Annotated in this window: 19 protein-coding genes and 2 pseudogenes; 11 read left to right on the top strand and 10 right to left on the bottom strand. The window is 66.6% G+C overall.

Annotation, left to right across the window (positions count from 1 at the left end; all coding sequences use genetic code 11):
• Positions 1 to 45: 45 nt before the first annotated feature.
• Positions 46 to 306 (top strand): hypothetical protein, encoded by a 261-nt coding sequence (locus ACX80M_RS03055; protein ID WP_252598739.1) that lies wholly within the window; start codon positions 46 to 48, stop codon positions 304 to 306.
• Between the two features lie 42 nt (positions 307 to 348).
• On the opposite strand, the gene ACX80M_RS03060 is transcribed toward ACX80M_RS03055, so the two are convergent.
• The 3 genes from ACX80M_RS03060 to ACX80M_RS03070 form a co-directional block, all read right to left on the bottom strand.
• Positions 349 to 2,202 carry a gamma-glutamyltransferase family protein gene (locus ACX80M_RS03060; protein ID WP_459308769.1) on the bottom strand — a complete coding sequence of 618 codons (1,854 nt, stop codon included), beginning with the start codon at positions 2,200 to 2,202 and terminating at the stop codon, positions 349 to 351.
• A gap of 103 nt (positions 2,203 to 2,305) precedes the next feature.
• On the bottom strand, positions 2,306 to 3,562 hold the full coding sequence (locus tag ACX80M_RS03065; RefSeq protein WP_252598737.1) for an MFS transporter: 1,257 nt from the start codon (positions 3,560 to 3,562) through the stop codon (positions 2,306 to 2,308).
• A gap of 24 nt (positions 3,563 to 3,586) precedes the next feature.
• Complete coding sequence (locus tag ACX80M_RS03070) at positions 3,587 to 5,761, bottom strand: elongation factor G-like protein EF-G2 (RefSeq protein WP_252598736.1); 2,175 nt, start codon at positions 5,759 to 5,761, stop codon at positions 3,587 to 3,589.
• Between the two features lie 163 nt (positions 5,762 to 5,924).
• On the opposite strand from ACX80M_RS03070, the gene ACX80M_RS03075 reads away from it, so the two are divergent.
• Positions 5,925 to 6,506, top strand: a complete 582-nt coding sequence (locus tag ACX80M_RS03075) for a hypothetical protein (protein ID WP_252598735.1) — start codon at positions 5,925 to 5,927, stop codon at positions 6,504 to 6,506.
• Between the two features lie 189 nt (positions 6,507 to 6,695).
• Positions 6,696 to 8,204, top strand: coding sequence for an HNH endonuclease signature motif containing protein (locus ACX80M_RS03080; RefSeq protein WP_252607921.1), 1,509 nt, complete (start codon positions 6,696 to 6,698; stop codon positions 8,202 to 8,204).
• A gap of 22 nt (positions 8,205 to 8,226) precedes the next feature.
• On the opposite strand, the gene ACX80M_RS03085 is transcribed toward ACX80M_RS03080, so the two are convergent.
• A complete protein-coding gene (locus tag ACX80M_RS03085; protein WP_252607920.1) occupies positions 8,227 to 9,159 on the bottom strand; it encodes a 5'-3' exonuclease in 933 nt (310 codons plus the stop codon).
• 352 nt (positions 9,160 to 9,511) lie between these two features.
• Here ACX80M_RS03085 and ACX80M_RS03090 point away from each other — a divergent pair, with 352 nt between their 5' ends.
• Both ACX80M_RS03090 and ACX80M_RS03095 read left to right on the top strand, forming a co-directional pair.
• Complete coding sequence (locus ACX80M_RS03090) at positions 9,512 to 10,327, top strand: alpha/beta fold hydrolase (protein ID WP_252607919.1); 816 nt, start codon at positions 9,512 to 9,514, stop codon at positions 10,325 to 10,327.
• Positions 10,328 to 10,390: 63 nt separating this feature from the next.
• Positions 10,391 to 10,975, top strand: a complete 585-nt coding sequence (locus ACX80M_RS03095) for a histidine phosphatase family protein (RefSeq protein ID WP_252598731.1) — start codon at positions 10,391 to 10,393, stop codon at positions 10,973 to 10,975.
• A gap of 5 nt (positions 10,976 to 10,980) precedes the next feature.
• Here the strand turns inward: ACX80M_RS03095 and ACX80M_RS03100 are convergent, their stop codons facing one another.
• Positions 10,981 to 11,229, bottom strand: a complete 249-nt coding sequence (locus tag ACX80M_RS03100) for a hypothetical protein (protein WP_459308773.1) — start codon at positions 11,227 to 11,229, stop codon at positions 10,981 to 10,983.
• Here ACX80M_RS03100 and ACX80M_RS03105 point away from each other — a divergent pair.
• From ACX80M_RS03105 to ACX80M_RS03130, 6 genes and pseudogenes are all read left to right on the top strand, one after another.
• Positions 11,207 to 11,746: a dihydrofolate reductase family protein gene (locus ACX80M_RS03105; protein ID WP_459308775.1), complete on the top strand. Its 540-nt coding sequence runs from the start codon at positions 11,207 to 11,209 to the stop codon at positions 11,744 to 11,746. The two genes, ACX80M_RS03100 and ACX80M_RS03105, sit on opposite strands and share 23 nt — an antisense overlap.
• 289 nt (positions 11,747 to 12,035) lie before the next feature.
• Positions 12,036 to 13,173: pseudogene (rsgA, locus tag ACX80M_RS03110) on the top strand (ribosome small subunit-dependent GTPase A).
• Positions 13,174 to 13,550: 377 nt separating this feature from the next.
• Positions 13,551 to 14,771 carry an SWIM zinc finger family protein gene (locus ACX80M_RS03115; protein ID WP_252607915.1) on the top strand — a complete coding sequence of 407 codons (1,221 nt, stop codon included), beginning with the start codon at positions 13,551 to 13,553 and terminating at the stop codon, positions 14,769 to 14,771.
• 156 nt (positions 14,772 to 14,927) lie between these two features.
• Positions 14,928 to 15,119 (top strand): RidA family protein, encoded by a 192-nt coding sequence (locus ACX80M_RS03120; protein ID WP_459308778.1) that lies wholly within the window; start codon positions 14,928 to 14,930, stop codon positions 15,117 to 15,119.
• 16 nt (positions 15,120 to 15,135) lie between these two features.
• Positions 15,136 to 15,204: pseudogene (locus ACX80M_RS03125) on the top strand (hypothetical protein); the annotation flags it as partial.
• 12 nt (positions 15,205 to 15,216) lie between these two features.
• Complete coding sequence (locus ACX80M_RS03130) at positions 15,217 to 15,384, top strand: RraA family protein (RefSeq protein WP_252613785.1); 168 nt, start codon at positions 15,217 to 15,219, stop codon at positions 15,382 to 15,384.
• A 143-nt stretch (positions 15,385 to 15,527) separates the two neighbouring features.
• On the opposite strand, the gene ACX80M_RS03135 is transcribed toward ACX80M_RS03130, so the two are convergent.
• The 5 genes from ACX80M_RS03135 to ACX80M_RS03155 form a co-directional block, all read right to left on the bottom strand.
• The gene (locus ACX80M_RS03135) at positions 15,528 to 16,430 is read right to left on the bottom strand and encodes an aldose 1-epimerase family protein (protein ID WP_459308780.1); all 903 of its coding nucleotides are present in this window, start codon (positions 16,428 to 16,430) and stop codon (positions 15,528 to 15,530) included.
• Positions 16,427 to 17,947 (bottom strand): L-arabinose isomerase, encoded by a 1,521-nt coding sequence (araA, locus tag ACX80M_RS03140; protein ID WP_459308782.1) that lies wholly within the window; start codon positions 17,945 to 17,947, stop codon positions 16,427 to 16,429. The genes ACX80M_RS03135 and araA overlap by 4 nt, the downstream gene beginning before the upstream one ends.
• A 45-nt stretch (positions 17,948 to 17,992) precedes the next feature.
• Positions 17,993 to 18,697: an L-ribulose-5-phosphate 4-epimerase gene (locus tag ACX80M_RS03145; protein WP_252598723.1), complete on the bottom strand. Its 705-nt coding sequence runs from the start codon at positions 18,695 to 18,697 to the stop codon at positions 17,993 to 17,995.
• Positions 18,694 to 20,418: a ribulokinase gene (gene araB, locus ACX80M_RS03150; protein ID WP_252613732.1), complete on the bottom strand. Its 1,725-nt coding sequence runs from the start codon at positions 20,416 to 20,418 to the stop codon at positions 18,694 to 18,696. Before araB ends, ACX80M_RS03145 begins: the two co-directional genes overlap by 4 nt.
• A gap of 105 nt (positions 20,419 to 20,523) precedes the next feature.
• Positions 20,524 to 21,537 (bottom strand): LacI family DNA-binding transcriptional regulator, encoded by a 1,014-nt coding sequence (locus ACX80M_RS03155; RefSeq protein WP_252613731.1) that lies wholly within the window; start codon positions 21,535 to 21,537, stop codon positions 20,524 to 20,526.
• Positions 21,538 to 21,615 lie beyond the last annotated feature (78 nt).

Consider the following 21,615-nt stretch of genomic DNA (forward strand, 5'->3'; position numbering starts at 1 on the left):
GATAGGTCAGACTGGAGGTCATCGACCACGAAAGCAGGACTTCCCTTGATCAACCTCCAGCAGGACTCCGAAGGCTTCATCCGCATGAAAAGGCACTTTCCAGCCAGTGCCGCCGTGACAGTCACGTTCAGCGACGGCTCCCAAGAGGAATTCTCCGGCCGCCGGCTCAACGAGATCTACGACGACGCCTTGGCGGTGTACCGCGCCCAGAACCACCTTGATGCCAAAGGTTTTTCCCGTGGCCCGCAGAAAAAGGTGCAGACCAGCATCGAGTTTGTCCCCGTCCGGCCCGGGATGGGGCAGTAACCCGGCCCACCCCGGCCATCCGGCTCACCGCGGCACCCCGTCTCACCGCGACGGTTTGACCACCATCGCGGAACCGCCACCGCGCCGCAGGGGCTCGGCAACCGCGGTCATGCTCTTGCCGGGCCCAAACTCGATGGCCGTCGCGGCGCCGATCTCTGCAGCCGACGTGAAGGCGTCACCTGCGGGTACCAGTTTGTGTTTGTATGGTGCCAAGGCGTCTCCGTACTGCTTGATGAACTCCGGCTCGGCCGTGACATTGGCTGTGTTGCGCTGGGACGCACGCGGGGCCGCGAGCGAGTCCAAAATGCTCATACCCAAGTCCACCCTGTTGAGGATGGTCTGCAGCACCGTGGTGATAATGGTCGATCCGCCGGGCGAACCGAGCGCCAGGAACGGCTTTTCGTCCTTGAGCATGATGGTGGGAGACATCGACGAGCGCGGACGCTTCCCCGGCTCGATCCGGTTCGGGTCCTCCGGATTGGTCGACGTATAGGAGAAGTCGGTGAGCTCGTTGTTGAGCAGGAACCCACGGCCGGGCACCACGATGCCGGACCCGCCAGTCTGCTCGATGGTGAGAGTGTATTCCACCACGTTCCCCCACTTGTCGGCGACAGTCAGGTTGGTCGTGGAGATGTTTTCGGTGTCCTTCTCGTCTGCGGCTGCCGCAGGTGCAACCGGGCACACGCCGTTGTAGTCTGACACGTCCCCTGCCGGTACCGGCTTGATTGCCGCCGTCCCCGGATCGATGGCGCACGCCCGCTCCTTGCCAAACACCGGGTCGGTGAGGGCTTCGGTGGGGACGTCGACAAATGCCGGGTCCCCGAGGTACTTGCCGCGGTCTGCGAAGGCGAGCGCGCTGGCTTCGAGGTAGTGGTGCAGGGCAGCTGGTTTAGCCGTGGGCGACAAGTCAAACGGTTCCAGGATGTTCAGCGCTTCGCCCACAGTTGTGCCACCGCTGCTGGAGGGCGCCATGCCGTAAACGTCGTAGCCGCGGTACTCCACATGTGTGGGTTCCTGGTCCAGCGTCCGGTATGCGGCGAGATCCGCCGTCGTCAGGTAGCCCGGAAGGGCTGGAATGCTGGTGGGCGGGACAGTCACAGGAGGCACCCAGGCGGGGTCTTTCGGCGGGTCCTTGACAGTTGCCGCGATCTCCGTCGCGAGCTGTCCGCCGTAGAAGGCATCCGTTCCCTCCTTCGCGAGGAGCCGGTACGTCTTGGCGAGGTCCTTGCTGTGGAAAATACTGCCGACGGCGGGAGCGTCACCGCCGGGCAGGAAGAGACTCGCCGTGGCGGGGAAGGCCGAGAACCGGACTTTGTTGTCGAGTGTCTGCTGGCGGAAGGTCTCGTCCACCACGAAGCCGCGGTTGGCCACCTTGATGGCAGGTTCGAGGGCCTCGTCAAGGTCCAGCGTCCCCCAACGCTCCAGCGCCCGTTCCCACGTCGCCGGCGTTCCGGGGACGCCCACGGAGACGCCGCTCGAGACGAGCTCTGCGAACGTGTATACGACGCCGGTGGCCGGATTCACGAACGCAGTGGTCGGCATCGTTGCCGGAGCCGTTTCCCGACCATCGATGGTTCCCACTTTGCCGGTCTTCGCGTCGTAGAACACGAAGTATCCGCCTCCGCCGACGCCGGCGCTGTATGGCTCGGTCACACCCAGGGTCGCGGCCGCGGCCACGGCGGCATCCGCCGCATTGCCGCCGTCGCGCAGGACCTCGATAGCCGCAGCGGACGCCTCCGGGTCAACGGTGCTCACCGCCCCGCCGTACCCGGTCGCCATCGGTGTTTTATCGGTCGCGCGGGGATCTGCGAACGCGGGGCTGGTCACCGCCCCACCCGTCACGCTCAAGGCCAGAACAGCCGTTACAGCAGCTAATTGACGTCGCACACTAGGCATGATCTCTCCCAAGTCGGGGTGTTGCGCAGGGTGGGTTTGCGCCACGATACTCCGCCGGGTTGGGACTCTCAAGGCTCAACTTTTTTGTGCCGAGGCCATGGCTTCAGGCCGGTGTGCCGGCTTCGGTGGTTGCTGTGTCGGCCGGCGAGCGCCGCCGCCGGCTCGCCAGCAGGAACGGCACGGCGAACAGTTCGATCACACCGCTGATGGCAAGCGAAAGGGGGTAGCCGTACACGTCCGCTGCCCGGCCCATCAGCGGCTGCACCACAATTCCACCGCTGGATCCCATGAGTGAATCGAAGCTGAGCACCGTTGCCCGCTGCTTTGAAGCAATCATGTCGTTCAAATAGGCCTGCCGCACCGGAGTGCCCGCCGCTGAGATCAGCGCCCACAACACCAGCAGCAGCAACGCCACCCAAAACACACGCGTGATACCGAGAGCCACTAGGATCAAGGCGCCCATGCTGCTGCTCGCTACCAGGACCGTGGTGCGTTTGTGGACCAGGCGCCGGACCATGGGCGCCAGCCAGCCGCCCACCACCTGGGCCCCGGCCACAATGCCCGCCGCGAGGCCGGCGACGGAGTAGGCGCGCGGGTCACCGAAGAGCTCCAGCAGGTAGGGCTGCAGGGCATAGAAAACATAGATCCCGACGCCGGCGCTGAAAGGCGCTGCGAGCATGATGTACCGTACGGGCGGGTTTTTCAGGCCGTTGTCGATGGAGGCGGACAGCACGTCCCGGCTCGCCTTGAGCGGATGGGGAGAACGTTCCGGAGTGAAGCCCACATCGCGCATCAGCCAAAAGGCCGCCCCGAACATCGCCAGGAGCACTCCAACGCGCAACAGGAACGGCACGCCGAGGTCGGTGGCCTGGGCAATCACGCCGCCGGCCGTCGAACCGACGAGCATCGCGATGCCGGAGACCATCAATGCCCGCCCGAACACTGCCTCCAACTCACCGTCGTAGCCGGAGAAACGCAACGCATCCACCAGCCAAGCCTCCACGGCCCCGGAGAAGAACGTGAAGCCCAGGCCCAGCAGGACCGACACCACTGCCCAGGCCCAGAAGGGAGCGGACAACTGCCAGAGCAGGTAGTACAGGTAGGTGGAGGCAGCCAGGGTCACAGTTCCGAGAAGGAATGAGACCCGGCGTCCCCAACCGTCCGCGATGACCCCGGTAGGCACTTCGAACAGGACCATGCCGGCCGTGAAAAAGGCGTTGGCCGCGAATGCTTCCAGGTTGCTCAGCCCGGCATCCAACAGAAAGAGCGTATTGATGCCCCAGATGAAGGAGGCCGCAAGGGTGTTGCCCAGCGTCAGGGTGAGGTAGATGCGCTGGATCTTCCGCGCGGCGGCGTTCATGACGATCCGTTCATGACGTGGCGTTCATAAACGTGGCGTTGATGAGCCGCTGGGCACCGGGTCATGCCTGAGGTACCGGCGCCGGAACCGGCCGGTCCCGGCAGTCAGCGCCCGCAGCTCCACAGCGTACTTCAGCAGTTCCTGGTCCGGGACTTCCGCGCTGATTTCGGTCAGCTCACTACCGGAGGTGGCCGTGCCGGTGAGCCGTCCGCGGCGTGCTGAGAGGTCACTCATCACGGCCCCCACGTGCGCCTCGGACACGGTGATGCTGACCGCGGAAACCGGCTCGAGCAGCTGGATGCGACCGGCCGCGGCAGCCTCCCGGAGCGCCAGGGCCCCCGCCGCCTGGAAGGCGGCGTCGGAAGAGTCAACGCTGTGGGCCTTGCCGCCCACCAGCGTGACGCGGAGGTCCACCACGGGGAACCCGGCAGCCAGCCCTTTCTGCATCTGCGCACGCACCCCTTTCTCCACGGAGGAGATGAACGTTCCTGGGATCACCCCGCCCACCGTTTTGTCGACGAATTCGAACCCGCCGCCACGGTCCAGCGGCTCCACGTCGATGTCGCAGACGGCATACTGCCCGTGGCCGCCGGACTGTTTGACGTGCCGGCCGTGGCCCGTTGCCGGGGCGGCGAACGTTTCCCGCAGTGGCGTCACTACGTCAACGGTGTGCAGCTTCACGCCCTGGTCGCGCAGCCTGTCCAGCACCACGTCGGCATGGGCCTCCCCCATGCACCAGAGGATCAGCTGGTGTGTTTCCGCGTTCCGCTCAACACGCAGCGTGGGATCGCCGGCGGCCACCTTCGCCAGGCTCCGCGCCAGCGCGTCTTCGTCACTGCGCGAGTCCGCCTCGACGGCCACCGGCATCAGCGGCTCCGGCATCTCCCAGGTAGCCAGCAGGAGCGGCTGGTCCTTCGCCGAAATGGTGTCCCCGGTTTCGGCGCTTCCCAGTTTCGCCACCGCACAGATGTCACCGGCCACGCAGTGCGCCACCGGACGCAGGTTGGGGCCCAGCGGAGAATACAGGTGGGTGACGCGCTCGTCGGTGTCATGGTCCTGATGGCCGCGGTCCGCGAGCCCGTGCCCGCCGACGTGCACTGGAGTGTCAGCACGCAAAGTACCTGAAAATACACGCGTCAGGCAGACCCTCCCCAGGAACGGATCAATGGTGGTGCGGACCACCTCAGCGGCCAGCGGCCCGTCCGGGTCACAGGCCAAGGCCGCCGCTGGAGCGCCCGCCAGGTCAGTCACCTCCGGGAGGCCGCCCTCCACCGGCGACGGGAAGCCCCGGGTCAGGACTTCCAGCAGTTCCGCCGTGCCGAGTCCGGTGACAGCCGAGGCCGGCACCACCGGGAAAAAGGAACCGCGGGCGACGGCGGTTTCCAGGTCCGCGGTGAGGACATCGGTATCGATGTCCTCACCACCCAGATAGCGGTCCATCAGGGTCTCGTCCTCGCTCTCGGCGATGATCCCTTCGATGAGCCGGCCCCGGGCGGCTTCCGACGCCGCGCGCTCGCCGGCGTCAACGTCCCGGGAACCTGCCGCCGCCTCCCCGGCGGAGTAGTCAGAGACTGTGCCCGTCAGCAGTCCCAGCAGCCCGCTGGTTTCGCCGCCGGACCTGACCGGGACGTACAACGGCAGCACCGCGTCGCCGAACGCCTGCTGGCAGGCGGCCAGGACGCCGTCGTAATCTGCCCGAGGGTGGTCCAGGCGGGTGATGACCACAGCCCGCGGCATCCCGAGGCTTTCGCATTCGCCCCAGAGCGCCGTAGTGGTGGCGTCGATGCCGTCAACGGCGGAGACAACAAAGAGGGCGGCGTCCGCAGCCCGGAGCCCCGCCCGAAGTTCGCCGATAAAGTCCGGATATCCCGGAGTATCCAGGAGGTTCACCTTGGTCCCGTCGACGAGCAGCGGAACCAGGGACAGCGTGACCGACCGTTGCTGCCGCACTGCCGAAGGGTCAGAATCGCTGACGGTGGTGCCCTCCGCGATGGAGCCTTTGCGTGAAATCATGCCGTGGGCGGCCAGCATTGCTTCGATCAGCAGGGTCTTCCCGGCTCCCGAATGCCCCACGAGCGCCACGTTGCGCACCTGTTCCGGATCTGTTGCCGCGATGCCGTGCGGAGCATCAGCCCGGCGCACCTCCGGCCCTCCCCGCCCCGGTGTCCGTGCTGCGTCCTTTGCGGCTTTCACTGACATGGGAACCTCCTGGCGTCTTTGCCATGCACCGGGCCGAATCATGTTTCTCTGATTCGACACCCTGGCGGGCGCAAGGGCAAGAGCACGCGCCGGGACGGGGTGGCCGCAGCGGAGGATAATGGCAGCCAGAGCCCAAGAGTCCGTGCCACTGTGAGGGGGTCCCATGCAGCCGGTTCCGCGCATCACAGTGGAGGTTCCCGTCCTCACGGTTGGTGCGGGCCCGTCCGACTACGATGCGCTGGCCAGCTATGTCAATGCCCTGCGCAGGCCGCAGGGGCTGCACCTGACGCTGCTGCATATCGGCATCCTGGCGGATTTTGCGCAGGACGTCGCGGACTGGACCAAGGGGATCACCTCGGCCGGTGAAGCCGCCCGGCGCACGACGGGCTGGTTGCAGGGCCTGCCCGTTCTGGACGGGTTTGCGGGCACCTCGGAACAAGTGATCGTGCTGGGTGGCGGCGGCATTTCCGGGCTCGAAGTGGATGTGCCCGATCGCGTGCACGACTACCAGGTGTTTCTGGTGCAGGGCCTGCATGATCTCCTGGACCGGCTCCTCGTGGACAATATGGACGACTTCATCCTCAGCTCCCCGGCGCTGGGCTACCGGTACCCGCACTGGGTGCCCCATGTCGCCGTCGGCCGTCCCCTGTCGCGGGATCACCGGCCGCGGACGATTGCCCCGCTGACCGTCGTCTTTGGCCCGTCGCGGATCAGGAACGGCCGGTTCCTCTCTGCGGCTGACTGAGCTGCCAACGCGTCAGAGCGCGGCACCGTTCCAGGCCCGCACGCTGCGCGAACGGACCCTTGCGGCCACTCCCCCACACCCCTGCGCGAACGGACACTTGAGGCCCCACGCGAAAAACTTTCCCAAAGTATTTCTCGTTACTGGCTAGAGGGGACCTTAAATGTCAGTGGCTCGCAAGATGATGTGAGTATGAAAAGGACAACAGCGGTGGAGGCTTTGGAGGCCATCAAGGCTTCTGTCGCTGCGCTTGCTGAGGTGATCCCTGGCGCAGGCTTCACCGGTCCAGGGGATCCGGATCCGCTGCGGCAGCAGTCTGACGGCTGGCTGGACACGCTCGCGGTGGCCGCACGACTGCAAGCTGCGACGGCTGCCCTGGTGGTCCACGCCGCCGCCGGATTCACAGACACCACACGGGCGATGGCCTCCCCGAACGCGCTGCCGCAGGGCCGCATCGCTCAGGAGATGGCGGTAGTCGCTGAGGTGGCGTGCGTCCTGACGGTCAGCGAACGGACGGCCGGTGCGCTTCTGTCCGAGGCCCACGAACTGACAACCACCCTCCCGCTGACGTTGGCCGCCCTGCAGGACGGGAACATTTCGTGGCAGCACGCCCGGGCCATGGTCGACGAAACCGCCAGCCTGAACCCGGCTGGCGCCGCCGCCCTGGAAGCCCACTTCCTGGACCCGGACGCACCCAACCCGGCACAATGCTGTCCCGCGGGGGAACTCGTTCCGTCCAGGTTCCGGCACAAAGCCCGGACCTGGCGCGAACGCCACCATCCGGACAGCATCGAAAAACGCCACACCAAAAGCGCCCTGGATCGCCGGCTGGAGTTCGCCCCGGACCGGGACGGCATGGCCTGGCTGAGCGCGTACCTCCCCGCGGACCAGGCGGCCGGGATCTGGGACCGCACCACCACGGCGGCCCGCGCCCTCCAAGGACCCCATGAGGACCGGAACCTGAGCCAAATCCGCGCCGACGTGGCCGCCGGGTGGCTCCTTGGCGGCACTGCGGAGCACGTGCCGTCACCGTCGGCGCAGGTTCTGGTGACTGTGCCGGTGTTCGCCCTGATGGGCCTCACCGACGAGCCCGCCATGCTCGACGGATATGGGCCCATCCCGACGTCGATGGCCAGCCGGCTCATGGCCGAAAGTTCCACATCGTTCCACCGGGTCCTTACAGACCCCCGCGACGGGGCACCGCTGGAGATCGGGCGTACCAGCTACCGCATCCCCGTCAGCATGCGGCAATGGCTCCGCCTGCGGGACGGCAAATGCCCGTTCCCCGGCTGCACCAACCAGTCTCTGGACAATGAGGCCGACCACCTCCTCGCCTGGGCCGACGGCGGCACCACCGGCCTCAGCAACCTCGGCCAGCCATGCCACAAACACCACAGTCTGAAACACACAACCGCCTGGACACCCACCGGGGCGAGCGCCGGCAAGCCACCCGGCTGGATCTCACCGACAGGCCGTCAGTACGCCAGCGAACAACAGGACTGGGAACCACCCTACTGGCCACCCCACATCATGAGCAGACTAGGACATCAGGAACTTGGTCCTGACGTGCCCGAAGACATCCTGCCCGCCGAACCGCCTGCTTCAGATCTGCGCCCTGTCGATCCCGTGCCGGAGTGGAGCTGGCAACAGGCACCGCTCGACGAGCCATGGCCGGAGTGGAGAATCCCGCAAACGGTCTAGCTGGGCCTTGCAGCAATCACCGCTACTGCCGGTCAAGCGCGTCGAGCAGCCGTTTGACCGAGCCTCCAAGGTTCCATTCGACGGCGAGACGCTCCAGCTCGGCGCGCGATTCCCCGCCGACGGGGTGCAGCTGTGCTCCGGCTTCCTCGAGGGTGGGAAGCGGGAGGTCGCGCACGATTTTCACAACCGTTGGCGCGACCGTGAGGTAGTCGGCGGCCGCGGCCAGCTTTGACCGAACCGAGGCGGATAGTCCGCCACCGTCAGCGGCTGCAGCGAGCAGGTTCTCCAGTGTGCCGTACTCGCCAAGGAGCGAAGCAGCGGTCTTCTCGCCGATGCCGGCCACGCCTGGCAGCCCGTCGGAGGCGTCGCCGCGCAGGGTGGCGTAATCGGCATACTGTTGGGGCAGCACGCGGTACTTCCCGACGACGACGGCGTCGGTCACGACTTCGAGGTTCCTCATGCCCCGCGCGGTGTAGATCACCCGCACCTGACGGTCATCGTTGACTGTTTGGAAAAGGTCACGATCTCCGGTGACCACATCGACGGGAAGGTCTGCATGGCTGGCATAAGTACCGACGACGTCGTCGGCCTCGTGTTCCGCGGCCCCCACGATGGCGATGCCGGCGAGTTCGAGCACGCGGCGGATCATCGGAAGCTGCGCCTCGAGCGCGTCCGGGACGACCTCGACGTCGGGGGCATCCGACACAAGTTCGGCAACCCGGTGCGACTTGTAGGTCGGGATGAGGTCCACGCGCCACTGCGGACGCCAGTCGTCGTCCCAGCAGGCAATCAGATGCGTTGCCCCGTAATCCGTGGTGAGGCGGGCGATCATGTCCAGGAGACCGCGAACCGCGTTGACCGGCGTTCCGTCAGCACGGCGGATCGTGTCCGGCAAGCCATAAAAGGCGCGAAAGTACAGTGACGCAGTATCAAGCAGCATCAGGCGGTGTGGCATACCTGATCCTGACACGGAAGCAGCTGCCGGGCTACGAGCATTTACCAGCGACAGAACGCTCCCTTGGGGTTAGGATGCCTCTATCGGTTCAAGCAGCGGGCCAACCTTCTGTGTCTGTGAGGTTCCCCTTGGCCGAAGATGCACCCGTAGAGACCGCGCCCCGCGTGCCCTTGAAGCAGGCTTCGGACCCGCACGCCCCGCCACCTCATCACGACAACGAACGGAACGGCCCCGCCGCAGCGGCTGAGCGGAACGCTGCTCCCAACCCCTATGGATTCGACCGAGAACACTGGCCGGGCCCCTGAGCCCGGGTGGTGTCCTGCGGTGAGCGCGCGAACTCCAGGCTGACGACATGCCCCACCTCAGCGTCAACGGTGTTGATCTCTACTACGAAGAGAGCGGCCAAGGGACGCCAATACTAGGCGTGCACGGAACACCCAGTTCGGCTGTGATGTGGGCGGACGCCGCAACCGAACTCGCCCGGCATGGCCGCTGCATCATCTACGACCGCAGGGGTTTCCACCGCAGTGCCCCGCCGCGGCCGTTCGCGACCTTGGACCTGGTGGATCATGTCGACGACGCAGCGGCAGTCCTGGCGGCGCTCCATGCCGGGCCGGCAATCGTGATCGGCCGCAGCACAGGCGGCCTGATCGCCGTCGAACTTGCCCGCCGTTTCCCGGACAAAGTCAAAGCGCTGGTCCTATTGGAACCGGCGTTGTTCACCATCGCTCCGGATGCCGACGCCTGGGCCCGCGGCCTGCGCCGCCGTGTGCTTGAGCGCACGGACGGTCAGCCCGGGCTTGCCGCCGAGATTGTGATCCGGGAAGCCCTGGGGGACGCGACGTGGGAGTCGTTTCCCCCCGGGCTCAAACAGATGTTTGCCGGCACGAGCCACGCTGTCCTGGCCGAAATCAACGGCCACGGCCTGGATCTCAGCGACGATGCATTGGAACTGAACGAGGAGCAACTCGCCGGGATCCGCCGGCCCGCCCTGATCGTCTCCGCCGAGGACTCCCCCGAGGCCTGCCGGTCCGTGAACGCAAGGTTGTCGGGTGCGTTGCCCTTTACCCATACGGTTCTGGTCCCGGGCGGGCATCTCATTGATCCCGCCCATCCGGCTGTCCTGGACTTCATCGACCGCAACGCCGGACCGGACCCTTGGGCCTAGAAAGGTTGCCCTAATCTTCGCGGCCGCCCGGACCGAGCCCGCCGTCAGGGCAGAATAGACAGCATGACCCTTACGACCTTCGCCCTGATCCGCCATGGCCAGACAGACTGGAATGCGCAGCGTCGGCTCCAGGGAGCCACCGACATTCCGCTGAACGACGTCGGCCGCGGCCAGGCGCGCGACGCCGTCGACGTCCTGTCAGACTACGAGTGGGATGCGATCGTGTCCTCGCCGCTTAGCCGTGCCGCGGAAACCGCCAGCGTGATTGCGGACGGGCTGGGGCTGAGCGTTACGCGGCACATTCCGGCGCTCGCCGAACGCAGCTTCGGACCGGCAGAGGGGTTGCAGGCCGGCCCCGAGCTGGAGGCCCTGCGCATACCCGGTGGCTACCGCGGCGCCGAAAGCGAGGAAGACGCGGCTGCGCGCGGGTTGGGTGCACTGGAAGCACTAGCCGAAGAATTCCCCGCCCGCCGCGTCCTTGTGGTCGCACACGGCACACTCCTCCGGGTGAGCCTTAACCGCGCCATCGGCCGCACATTGCACAGGATCGACAACGCGGTGCTGAACCTTGCCCACTACCATGCCACCGAGGGCTGGCACCTCGAATACTTCAACGGCGAGCGCGTAGTGGCTGCAGCCCGGGGCTGATAAACCTAGGCGTCCGCCGTAACCTCGAACGTTTGGATGGTCCTGCGCTCCAGCCGCGAAATGATCTGTGCAGCCCCGATCCGCTCGATGTGTTCATATTCGCGGTGGGCGGCAAAACCCGCGGCATCGGAATCCACAAATAGGCCGCCACCGGAGGTGCGCCAGCCGGCGTTTTCGGCTAGCGAAGTGGTGGTCTTGACCGTGACATCGGCGCTGGATAGCGTCGCGACTATGGGCACTATGTTTGGCGGCATGGCGGTCAGCCTCGACGGCTACATCCGTTCAGAGAGCGGGGACCTGTCATGGCTGAACGATGCCATGGCCAAGAACGAGGACTACGGATGCGAGGCAACTGAGCGCAGAACCGGAGCCTATGTCGTGGGTGCCAATACATACCGGGAAATGGCGGCAATGGGCGGCCGGGGCTCCGCGGTTCCAACGTATGTCCTCTCCCACGATGAAACTCTGGCCACGGGACGGAACACGCACCTGCACTCCGGAGATTTGCGCGATCTTGTCGCCCGGATAAAGCCCGCCATCCCTGAGGAGAAGGACATTTGCGTGTTCGGCGGCGGTCAGCTCATCACTGAATTCATCGAGTTGGGCCTGCTGGACGAACTGGGCGTCGCCGTCGTGCCGGTCATCCTCGGCGGCGGAGTGCCCTTCTTCGGCAGGATCAGCGAATGGAAAAAGCTTGCGCTCCGGAAGTGCCGCTCCTTTCCGTCCGGCATCGTGCTGCTGAACTATCAACTGACCGGCCCCACCGGCTGACGGGAACCGGCGCGGCCGGACGAAGCGGAAGCTTCCCTATTCAACTCAACCCCGGGCAGCTAAACTCAGAGCCGAGAGTCCGTGACAGCATCCGGACATCTGGAGAGAAACGGAGGTGGTTTTGATGACTGCTACGGCCCCGCGCCCAGAGTGCCACGCACGCATCAAACCAATCACCAACGTCTCCAGCATCCGCACGGCGTAAGCGCGCAACACACCAACGGACAGGCCTAACGGCCGCAGGGCTGCGCTGATTCCGGAGTCTGGAGAACTCTCCCGAGGACTCACCTTGAACAATTCCTCAGGCACACGCTTGGACAGCTACTCCCCATCAACCTCCGATTCAGCCCCCGGCCCCGAAGGGCCCACAAGGTACGGCTACTCCCCCGCCGTCGCCTGTCATTTCGACGCCCACCAGCCCCAACACCGGACCCGCCACCCAGCGAACCAACGTTGGCGGCGAACTGCTCCACCTGCCGTACCCACTCGACGCCGGCGTTCCGGTCACCGGCGACTGGGTCTGGATCGGGCCCAACCGCTCGGGTGTCCGCCAGATCACCGGGATCCTCCCGCGCCGGTCTGAGCTCAGCCGGAAGCGCGCCTTTGAAGATTCATCGGAGGCGCAGGTGCTGGCCGCGAACATGGATGTGGTGGGTGTGGTGGTCCCGGTGGACCGGCCGCTCACGCACAACCGCCTGGAACGCACACTCGTGGCAGCCTGGGATTCCGGCGCGGTTCCGTTGGTGATCATCACCAAAGCCGATCTTGCAGACATAGCGGACGACGTCGTCGGGAAGGTCATCCTGCAGGCGGCAGGCGTGGACATGGTCACAACGTCAGCAGAGAACGGCGACGGGATCGATGCGCTGCTGGCGCACTTGCCGCCGCACGGCACGCTGGTCCTCCTCGGCCCCTCGGGCGCCGGCAAGTCCACGCTCATCAACGCGCTGGCGGGACGCGAGGTCCAGCACACCCGCGAGGTCCGCTCCGGCGACTTCAAAGGCAAGCACACCACCACGTCGCGCGAACTCGTGCCGCTGCCTAACGGAGCAGTCCTCATGGACACTCCGGGCGTCCGGGGATTCGGCCTGATCGACGCCGATGAAGGCCTAGGCGAGATGTTCGGGGACGTGGAGAAACTCGCCGGCCTGTGCCGGTTCTCCAACTGCGCCCACCAGCAGGAGCCCGGCTGCGCCGTGCAGGCGGCCTTGGCGGACGGGACGCTGGACGAACGCCGCTGGCTCAGCTAAGGCAAACTCCAGCGCGAACTCGCCGCCCTGGCCCGCCGCACCGATGCCGCCGCCCGCCGGGCCTACCAGCGCGAGTGGCACCAGAGGGTGGTGGTGGCAGGGAAATCGCAGCGTTCCGCAGAGCGTGACAGCTCCGAGCGGCGGGAGGAGCAACGGTCCAAACGTAAGCGGCGCTGAGCCGACGGTTTAGGGCCACAGATCCTGGTAATTGCCATAGAGAGGGGGCCTGGCCTTCGGCTCGTCGGACAATTGTGATCTTCCTCGTGTCCCGCGGCGGTGCCTGGTTTGTCGTCCACTTTTTCGCTCCAAGGTGAAGGCAGGATTTCGTTTTCTGGGCCACTTAGTGCGCTCCGAACGCTGGTGATTTTGATCCGGCCGCCTGAACCATTGGGCCCACCCTAAACGGCAATGGGTGCACCAGCATGCCGGTTTGGGTCAAGATTCCGGCAATCTTGCTTCGGATCCGGCCGGAACGCGGGTTGCCGCCCCCCGCACCGCCGCCACGCCGCGCCGCCTCGCTTACGCTTCCTGTGGCATCGGGCACAATGTGCTTCATGGGGCGTTGGAGCGAGGAGCGGGTTATCAACGCCGCTCCCGACGCATCCTCCCTGGCAGCCGCCCGTAAGCTGGCACGTCAGGGTCCATGGTCCGATACAGGCAGCAACGATGTCCTGGTCTGGGGCAAGTGCCAAGGCAGCGGCAAGATTCCCCCCCAGGTGAGCGTGGATACTGCCGCGCCTGCCTACAGATGTTCCTGCCCCAGCCGGAAGTTTCCCTGCAAGCACGCGCTGGCGCTGCTGCTTCTGTGGTCTCGCGGCGAAGCGGCCGACGCCGGGGCGAAGACCGCTGATTTCGCCCAGGAATGGGCGGCCCAGCGGGCGGAACGGGCCACCGTAAGGGAGCGGCGCCAGCCTGACCAGCCGGTGCATCCGGCGGCCCAGGCCAAGCGGCTGGCCGACCGAATAGCTCTGATGGATGCCGGGATGGACGACTTTGCCCGGTGGCTGACTGATCTGGTGCGGACAAGCTTGGCAACTGCCCGCACCCAGCCGTATGCCTGGTGGGACGGAGTGGCAGCACGGCTCGTCGACGCCCAGCTCCCGGGTTTGGCTGAACAGGTACGGACAATGGGATCGGATGTGCACGCACGGACCGATTGGGCAGATCACCTGCTGCTGCGGGCGGGCCGCTGGTGGGCAGTGACCAAGGCTTGGAGCAAGCGGGACACCTTGAGCGGCAAAGAGCTTGCGGATCTCCGGGTGGCCGTCGGCTGGGCCACGCCTGCCGCCGACGTTCAGGGCACCGAGGCACTGCATGGGCCGTGGCTGGTGCTCGGCGCCCACCGCAGCGACGACGGGCGGCTCCAGCAGCAGCGGACCTGGCTCCGCGCACCCGACGGAACGGTCGTCGTCGTCCTCGATTTTGCTGCCCAGAGCGAGGCGCTGGCGACGCCGCAGCTCGCGGGCGCGGTGCTGGATGTCACCGTGGCGCGGTACCCCGGATCCGGGCCACAGCGGGCCATGCTCAGCAGTCCTGCCAAGCCGCAGGGAATGGCAACCAGCCTTGGAGAGGGCGGCAGCATTCTGCAAGCGCTCGAAGCTGAATCGGCTGCCGTGGCACTCTCCCCGTGTCGGTGGCGTACATGCTCTCAGGACTCCTGGGCAGCGCCGCGACACCGTTCATCGCCACCTGGCTCCTGGGCGTCACGCACCAGAGCTCGTCCATCGCCTGGTACATCATGGGAGCCTCCCTGGTGTCGCTCGGGGCGCTCGTGATTCTGACGGAGACCCGCTACGGCAACATCGACGCCGTCGACGAGTCCCCCGTCGAGGCGGCGGCGAAGTGACGGCAGCCTCCCCGCGGGGACCATTCGGCGGATCGCTGAGATCCCCGGCGGGGCGGCCGCCGTCGGCCCCTTCTCCCAGGCAGTGGTGGCCAACGGGTTCGTATTCACGGCCGGCCAAATCCCCGCCATCACGGAACTGGACCACCAGCCCGAAACGTTCGAGGAACAGGTCCGCCAGACAATCCGAAACCTCACCACGGTGCTGGAGGCCGCTGGATCCGGGCCGGCCCAGGTAGTCAAGGTGAACACCTACCTCACCGACCCGGGGCAGCTGTAGGAGTACAACCGCGTCTATGCGGAGTTCTTCGGCGACGCCAAGCCGGCACGCACGTCGGTCTGCGGTCAACGTTCCCGTGACATGCGGGGGCGTTGACGTGGCCCCCGGCGACTGGGTGCTGGGCGACGATAACGGCGAGATTGTGTTGTCCCCGCGGGAGACGGCAGCTGTCCTGGAGCAGGCGCTCGCCTCCGATGCGGCCGAGCCGGAGCTGCTGGCACGGATCGCGGCCGGAGAACCGCTCGAGACGCTGCTGGCGCACTGACGTGCGCGTGCACTGGCTTGATTGTGCACTGACCTGCTTGTCCACTGACCTGCTTGTCCACTGAAGCGGCCGGCCCCGGCAGACTGCCGGGGCCGGCCGTTTCTGTGCGTGTCAGCGCCGCCATCAGGTGGCATCAGGCGGCATCAGGCGGCGAAGATGCTCCAGCCGGCCTGGTGGCTGCTGCCCGGCTCCAGCTGCACCAGGTCCTGGCCGCTGTTGAAGGCGTCCGGCGGACAGGTCATCGGCTCAACCGCCAGGCCCAGCCTGTTGGCTGCGGGGGCGGGTTTGTCTGCGGTATGGATCTGCAGCCAGGGGCATGCCCGGTCCCAGGCCATGCCCACTCCGCTTCCGCCGGGGTCCCTGGCGATCAGCTGGGCGCGGCCGCCGTCGTCGAACTCAAGGTCGGTGAAGGCGTGGTCGATCTGCGTGCCGCCGATTGCCCGCGGCGCCCGGAAGTCGAACTGATGCCCCTCCACCGTCCGGGTGGCGACCGGCAGGAGCCGGTCCGGCGTGACCTCGAGGAAAGACCCCGCGGGGATCCCGACCGTCCACTCATCCAACGGTGCGGGTCCCGCCAACAGATACGGGTGCGGACAAACCCCGTAAGGGGCCGCCTCGTCGCCGGCGTTGCTTGCCGTGACGGTGGTGTGCAGCCCGGCGTCGTCCAGCTTGTAGTCCACGTGGAGCCGAAGGTGGAACGGATACCCTGGGGCCCCGGGGATCTCACAGGACAGGCTCACCGCGTCGGCACCGCTGCGTTCAACGGTCCACAAACGGTCGAATGAGAGCCCGTGCAGTGCCGTGCTCCGCTCCTGTTCGTTGATGGGGAGTTGGTGTTCGACGCCGGCAAACCGGTAGGTGCCATCGGCGATCCGGTTGGGCCACGGCGCAGCGATGATCCCCCGGTAGTCCGGGATGGGCGCATCTGCGTCGAACGGCACCACCAGGTCCCGGCCCTGGAAGGCCAGCCGCCTGAGGGCACCGCCGCGCTGCACAATGGAGGCGGTGTAGTCCCGCGAGACGAGCTGAAGTTCGACGCCGTTCACAGGCCGCCGGCCAGCTTGTAGTAGGCGGCGTTCCAGTTGAGTTCCTTCTTGAACTGCTTGATGGTGGTGCCTTCATCGATGGTGAGGAGTTCGGTCTTGGCAATTTCGGCGAAGTCCTCGAACACGTCCAGCCCCACCTGCGTGGACAGTACCGTATGGTGCGCGGCGCCTGCGGTGAGCCACGCGGCGGCCGACGTGGCGAAGTCGGGTTTCGGCGACCAGAGAGCCCGGGCCACCGGCAGGTTGGGCAGCGGCTCGTCCAGGTCCACGACGTCGACGGCGTTCGCCACGAGCCGGAATCGGTCGCGCATGTCCGAGAGCGCCACCACGACACCGGGGCCGGCGTCGGTGTCGAACACCATCCGGACCGGGTCTTCCTTGCCGCCGATACCGAGCGGGTGGATCTCGACGCGCGGTTTTGTGGCCGTCAGCGACGGGCAGACCTCGAGCATGTGCGCGCCCAGGATCTTCTCGGCGCCGGGCTCGAGGTGGTACGTGTAGTCCTCCATCAGGGAGGCGCCGCCGGGCAGGCCCGCGCCCATTACCTTGGCGGCGCGGACCAGAATGGCCGTCTTCCAGTCGCCTTCGGCGCCGAAGCCGTAGCCGTCGGCCATGAGCCGCTGCACGGCCATGCCGGGCAGCTGGCGAAGTTCGCCCAGGTCTTCGAAGGAGGTGGTGAACGCGGCGGAGCCGTTGGCCTCAAGGAAGCTGCGCAGCCCCAGTTCGATCCGGGCGCTGTATCGCAGCGACTCGTGCCGCGCTCCCCCGGCGCGGAGTTCCGGGACCACCTCGTAGAGGCTCTCGTATTCCGCAACCAGGACGTCGACGTCGGACTCTGCGGCGCCGTGCACGGCGTCGGCGAGCTCGTTGACGGACCACGTGTTCACGGAGACGCCGAAGCGCAGCTCCGCTTCGATCTTGTCGCCTTCGGTGACGGCGACGTTGCGCATGTTGTCACCGAAGCGGGTCAGCTTGAGGGTCCGGACCGCGGCCCAGCCGGCCGACGCCCGCTGCCACACGCCCACCTGGCGCGAGACTTTCGGGTTGGACACGTGGCCCACCACGGTCTTGCGGGGAATGCCGAGGCGGGACTGGATGTAGCCGAACTCGCGGTCGCCGTGGGCGGCCTGGTTCAGGTTCATGAAGTCGAAGTCGATGTCCGCCCAGGGCAGCTCAACATTTGCCTGCGTGTGCAGGTGCAGAAGCGGCTTGCGCAGCAGGTCCAGGCCCTGGATCCACATCTTGGCCGGGGAGAACGTGTGCATCCACGCCGTCACACCGATCACTGAATCGTCCGAGTTCGCTTCCAGCGCGGTGCGGCGGATGGCGTCCGAATCAGTGAGGACCGGCTTCCAGACCACCTTGACGGGAACGTCGGAGGAGGCGTTCAGCGCTGCGGCAATCTCCTGCGACTGGGCGGCGACCTGCTTGAGGACATCGTCGCCGTAGAGGTGCTGGCTGCCGGTGAGGAACCAGACCTCGTAGTGGCCGAGGGACGTGCTGTTGGCGTTGTTCATGGTTTTCTCCTGTGAAAGTCCGGTGAAGTGCGGGGTCCGGGCCAGCTAGCGGCCGTAGACGTTCTGGTAGCGCGCGTAGAGGGATTCGATCTTGGCCTGGTCGATCGGCAGCGGCTCGCCGAGCTGCCGGGAAATGTGCACTGTCCGCGCCACTTCCTCGCACATCACCGCAGCCTTCACCGCGTCCCTGGCATCCTTGCCGATGGTGAACGGGCCGTGGTTCTGCATCAGCACCGCGGGCGAGTTGGAGTCCTTCAGAGTCTCCACGATGCCCTGTCCGATCGAGTCGTCACCGATCAGTGCGAACGGTCCGACCGGAATGGTGCCGCCGAACTCGTCGCCCATCATGGTCAGCACGCACGGGATCGCTTCGCCCCGCGCTGCCCAGGCCGTGGCGTAGGTGGAGTGCGTGTGCACCACGCCGCCGACGTCGGGCATTTGCCGGTAGACATAGGCGTGCGCGGCCGTGTCCGACGACGGCGACAGCCCCGGGTTGCCCCACTCACCGGCGGCGTCACCCGCCACGGGTACCCCATACAGGTCGGTGACCACCATCTGCTCGGGTGTGAGGTCATCGTAGGAAACGCCCGACGGCTTAATGACCATCAGGTCATGGCCTGGAACGCGCGCGGAGACATTGCCTGCCGTCCATACCACCAGCCCATAGCGGGTGAGCTCGGCATGCAGGGCGCAGACGTCGGCACGGATCCGGGCGATCGTTTCCAGGGTGTCTGAAAGCGCGGCGCTCATGCGGAGGCTCCAGCCGCAACGAGTGCTTTGGTGGCGTTGCGCTGGATGGCCTTGAGCCGGTGCATCACGTCATTGGCTCCCCGGCCGAAGTAGTCGTACAGTGTCCGGTATTCCTGGAACAGTTCCTCATAGGCCGCCACGTTCTCCGGGATCGGTGTGTAGACGTCGCCGGGTTCCGAGCCCATGGTGGCCGCGGCTTCGCGGATATTGGCGTACTTCCCGGCCGCAACGGCGGCATGGATGGCCGATCCCAGCGCCGGACCCTGGGTTGAGCCAATGGTCGAAAGCTGCAGGCCGGTGATGTCGGCGTAGATCTGCATGAGCAGCTTGTTCTTCAGCAGGCCGCCGGCCACGATGAACTCCTTGACGGGCACACCGGAGTCGCGGAAGGCATCCACGATGGTGCGGGTGCCGAAGGCCGTGGCCTCCAGCAGCGCGCGGTAGGTGTCCTCGGGCTTGGTGGCGAGGGTCTGGCCCACCACCACGCCGGAGAGCTCGTGGTCCACCAGCACCGAACGGTTCCCCGAGTGCCAGTCCAGGGCGATGAGACCGTGCTCTCCGACGGCCTGGTGTGCGGCGAGTTCGGTGAGGTATTCGTGGATGCCCAGGCCTGCCGCGGCCGCCGCCTGGTGGTATTCCGGCGGGACACCGTTCTTGGTGAACCAGCCGAAGATGTCGCCTACGCCGGATTGTCCGGCTTCGTAGCCCCACAGGCCGTCCACGATCCCGCCGTCCACTACGCCGCACATGCCCGGCACTTCGCGAAGATCTGAACCGTTCATAACGTGGCAGGTGGACGTGCCCATGATGGCCACCAGCTGCCCCGGCTCCACTGCCTTTGCGGCGGGGGCTGTGGCGTGGGCGTCCACGTTGCCGACGGCCACGGCGATGCCTTCCGGCAGTCCGGTCCAGGCGGCGGCCTCGGTGGTCAAGTAGCCCGCGGCGTCGCCGAGCCGGCCGATGGTGTGCTCAAGTTTGGTGCTGACGAAGTCCTTGAATTCCGGGTTCAGCGCGGCGAGGAAGTCCTCGGAGGGATACCCGCCGTCCTGGTAGATGCCCTTGTAGCCGGCGGTGCAGGCGTTACGAACGTATTGGCCGCAAAGCTGCCAGACGATCCAGTCGGCCGCCTCCACCCAGTGGTCCATGGCGGCGTAGGCTTCCGGGTCCTCCTCCAGCAGCTGCAGGCCCTTGGCGAATTCCCACTCGGAGGAAATCAGTCCCCCGTAGCGCGGCAGCCAGGCTTCGCCGCGCTCGGCGGCCAGGGCGTTGATCCGGTCCGCCTGCGGCTGCGCGGCGTGGTGCCGCCACAGCTTCACGTAGGCGTGCGGGCGGCTGGCAAAGCCGGGCAGTTCGTTAAGCGGGGTGCCGTCGGCCTTGACCGGCACCATGGTGCAGGCCGTGAAGTCAGTGGCAATTCCGACGACGGCTGCCGGGTTGATCCCGGCGTCTACGATCGCTGCGGGGACGGCGTGGCGGAGGACGTCGCGGTAGTCATTGGGCACCTGAAGTGCCCATTCCGTGGGAAGCCGGGCGGCGCCGTCGCCCGCAACGCCCGTTACATCCGCCGGCAGGGAATCCGTGACCACGGCGTGCGGATAGCCGAAGACACCGCTGCCCAGTTCCTTGCCGTCACGGACCCGGACCACAACGGCCCGTCCCGAGAGCGTTCCGTAGTCCACGCCGATGACGTAGTTGTCTGTGCCGTCCACTGTGACGTCCATGAAGTCCTCCAAATAGCTGGTCCGGTGAGCGCGGATTGATTCAATTGTGAGCGCTAACAATTGGCACGTCAAGTGTGGACCGCGACTGGGACGCTCAGGAAGGAATCAGGCGGGAGCGGACGTGCTGCTGCGGACAACCAGCTCCGGCTCCACCATGATGGTGCCTGCGCCCGCGCCGCCCTCAAGGGCGTTCAGCATAACGCCCAGGCAGCTCCTGCCAAGTTCCTCGAAGTCCTGGCGCACGGTGGTCAGCGGCGGCGTGAAGTAGCCCGACTCAGGCTGGTCATCGAAGCCCACCACGGAGACGTCGTCGGGCACGCGGACCCCCGCTTCGCTGAAGGCGCGCAGCAGGCCCAGGGCCATCTGGTCGTTGCCCACAAACAGGGCCGTTGCCGTGCGCTCAGCGGCAAGCTGCCGGCCGATCCGGTACCCGCTGCCGGCGCTCCAGTCCCCTTCGATCAACAGGTCATCAGCCAGGCCGGCCTCGCGGAGCCGCTCACCCCACCCCTCGGCACGTGACCTGCCGTCAACCCAGTCCTGGGGCCCGGAAACATGCCCGATCCGCCGGTGCCCCAGGTCGATCAAGTGCGAGACCGCCAGGCGCGCCCCGAGCTTCTGGTCCACCAACGCTCCGCTGAAGAGGCCCCCACCGGCGGCACCCACAAGGATCACGGGAACGTCCAGGGTGAGGCCCTCCAGCGCCTGAACGGTACCGTCGTGGGGCACAATGACGATGATCCCGTCCGCGCCCTGGTCCGTGAGATGGCGGACGGCGTCCGAGATGGCATCTGCTCCGGCCTCCTTGATGGCCTCGATGCTCACAAAGTAACCGGCCTCCCGGGCAGCCTGCTGGACTCCGAGAAGGGTGTTGGCCGGGCCGTACTGCCCCATTTCGGCCGCGAGCACACCTATGGTTTGCGAACGCCGGGTGACCAGGCTCCTGGCGGCGGTGTTGCGCCGGTAGCCGAGTTCCGCAATCGCCGCTTCCACTTTCTCCCTGGTGGCGCTGCTGACATTGGGGTGGTTGTTGATGACCCGCGAGACCGTCTGGTGGGACACTTTTGCCCGCGCTGCCACGTCCTCCAGGCGTGGCTGGCGTCGGTCAATCGTGTTGCCCATGCGAGGGACCCTTCGGTGGAAGACAAGGTGGTGTCCAACATTCTATGGCCGCGATCCCTGCTGGAAGCAGCGTGCGCC

The organism is Pseudarthrobacter sp. MDT1-22 (assembly GCF_054511035.1).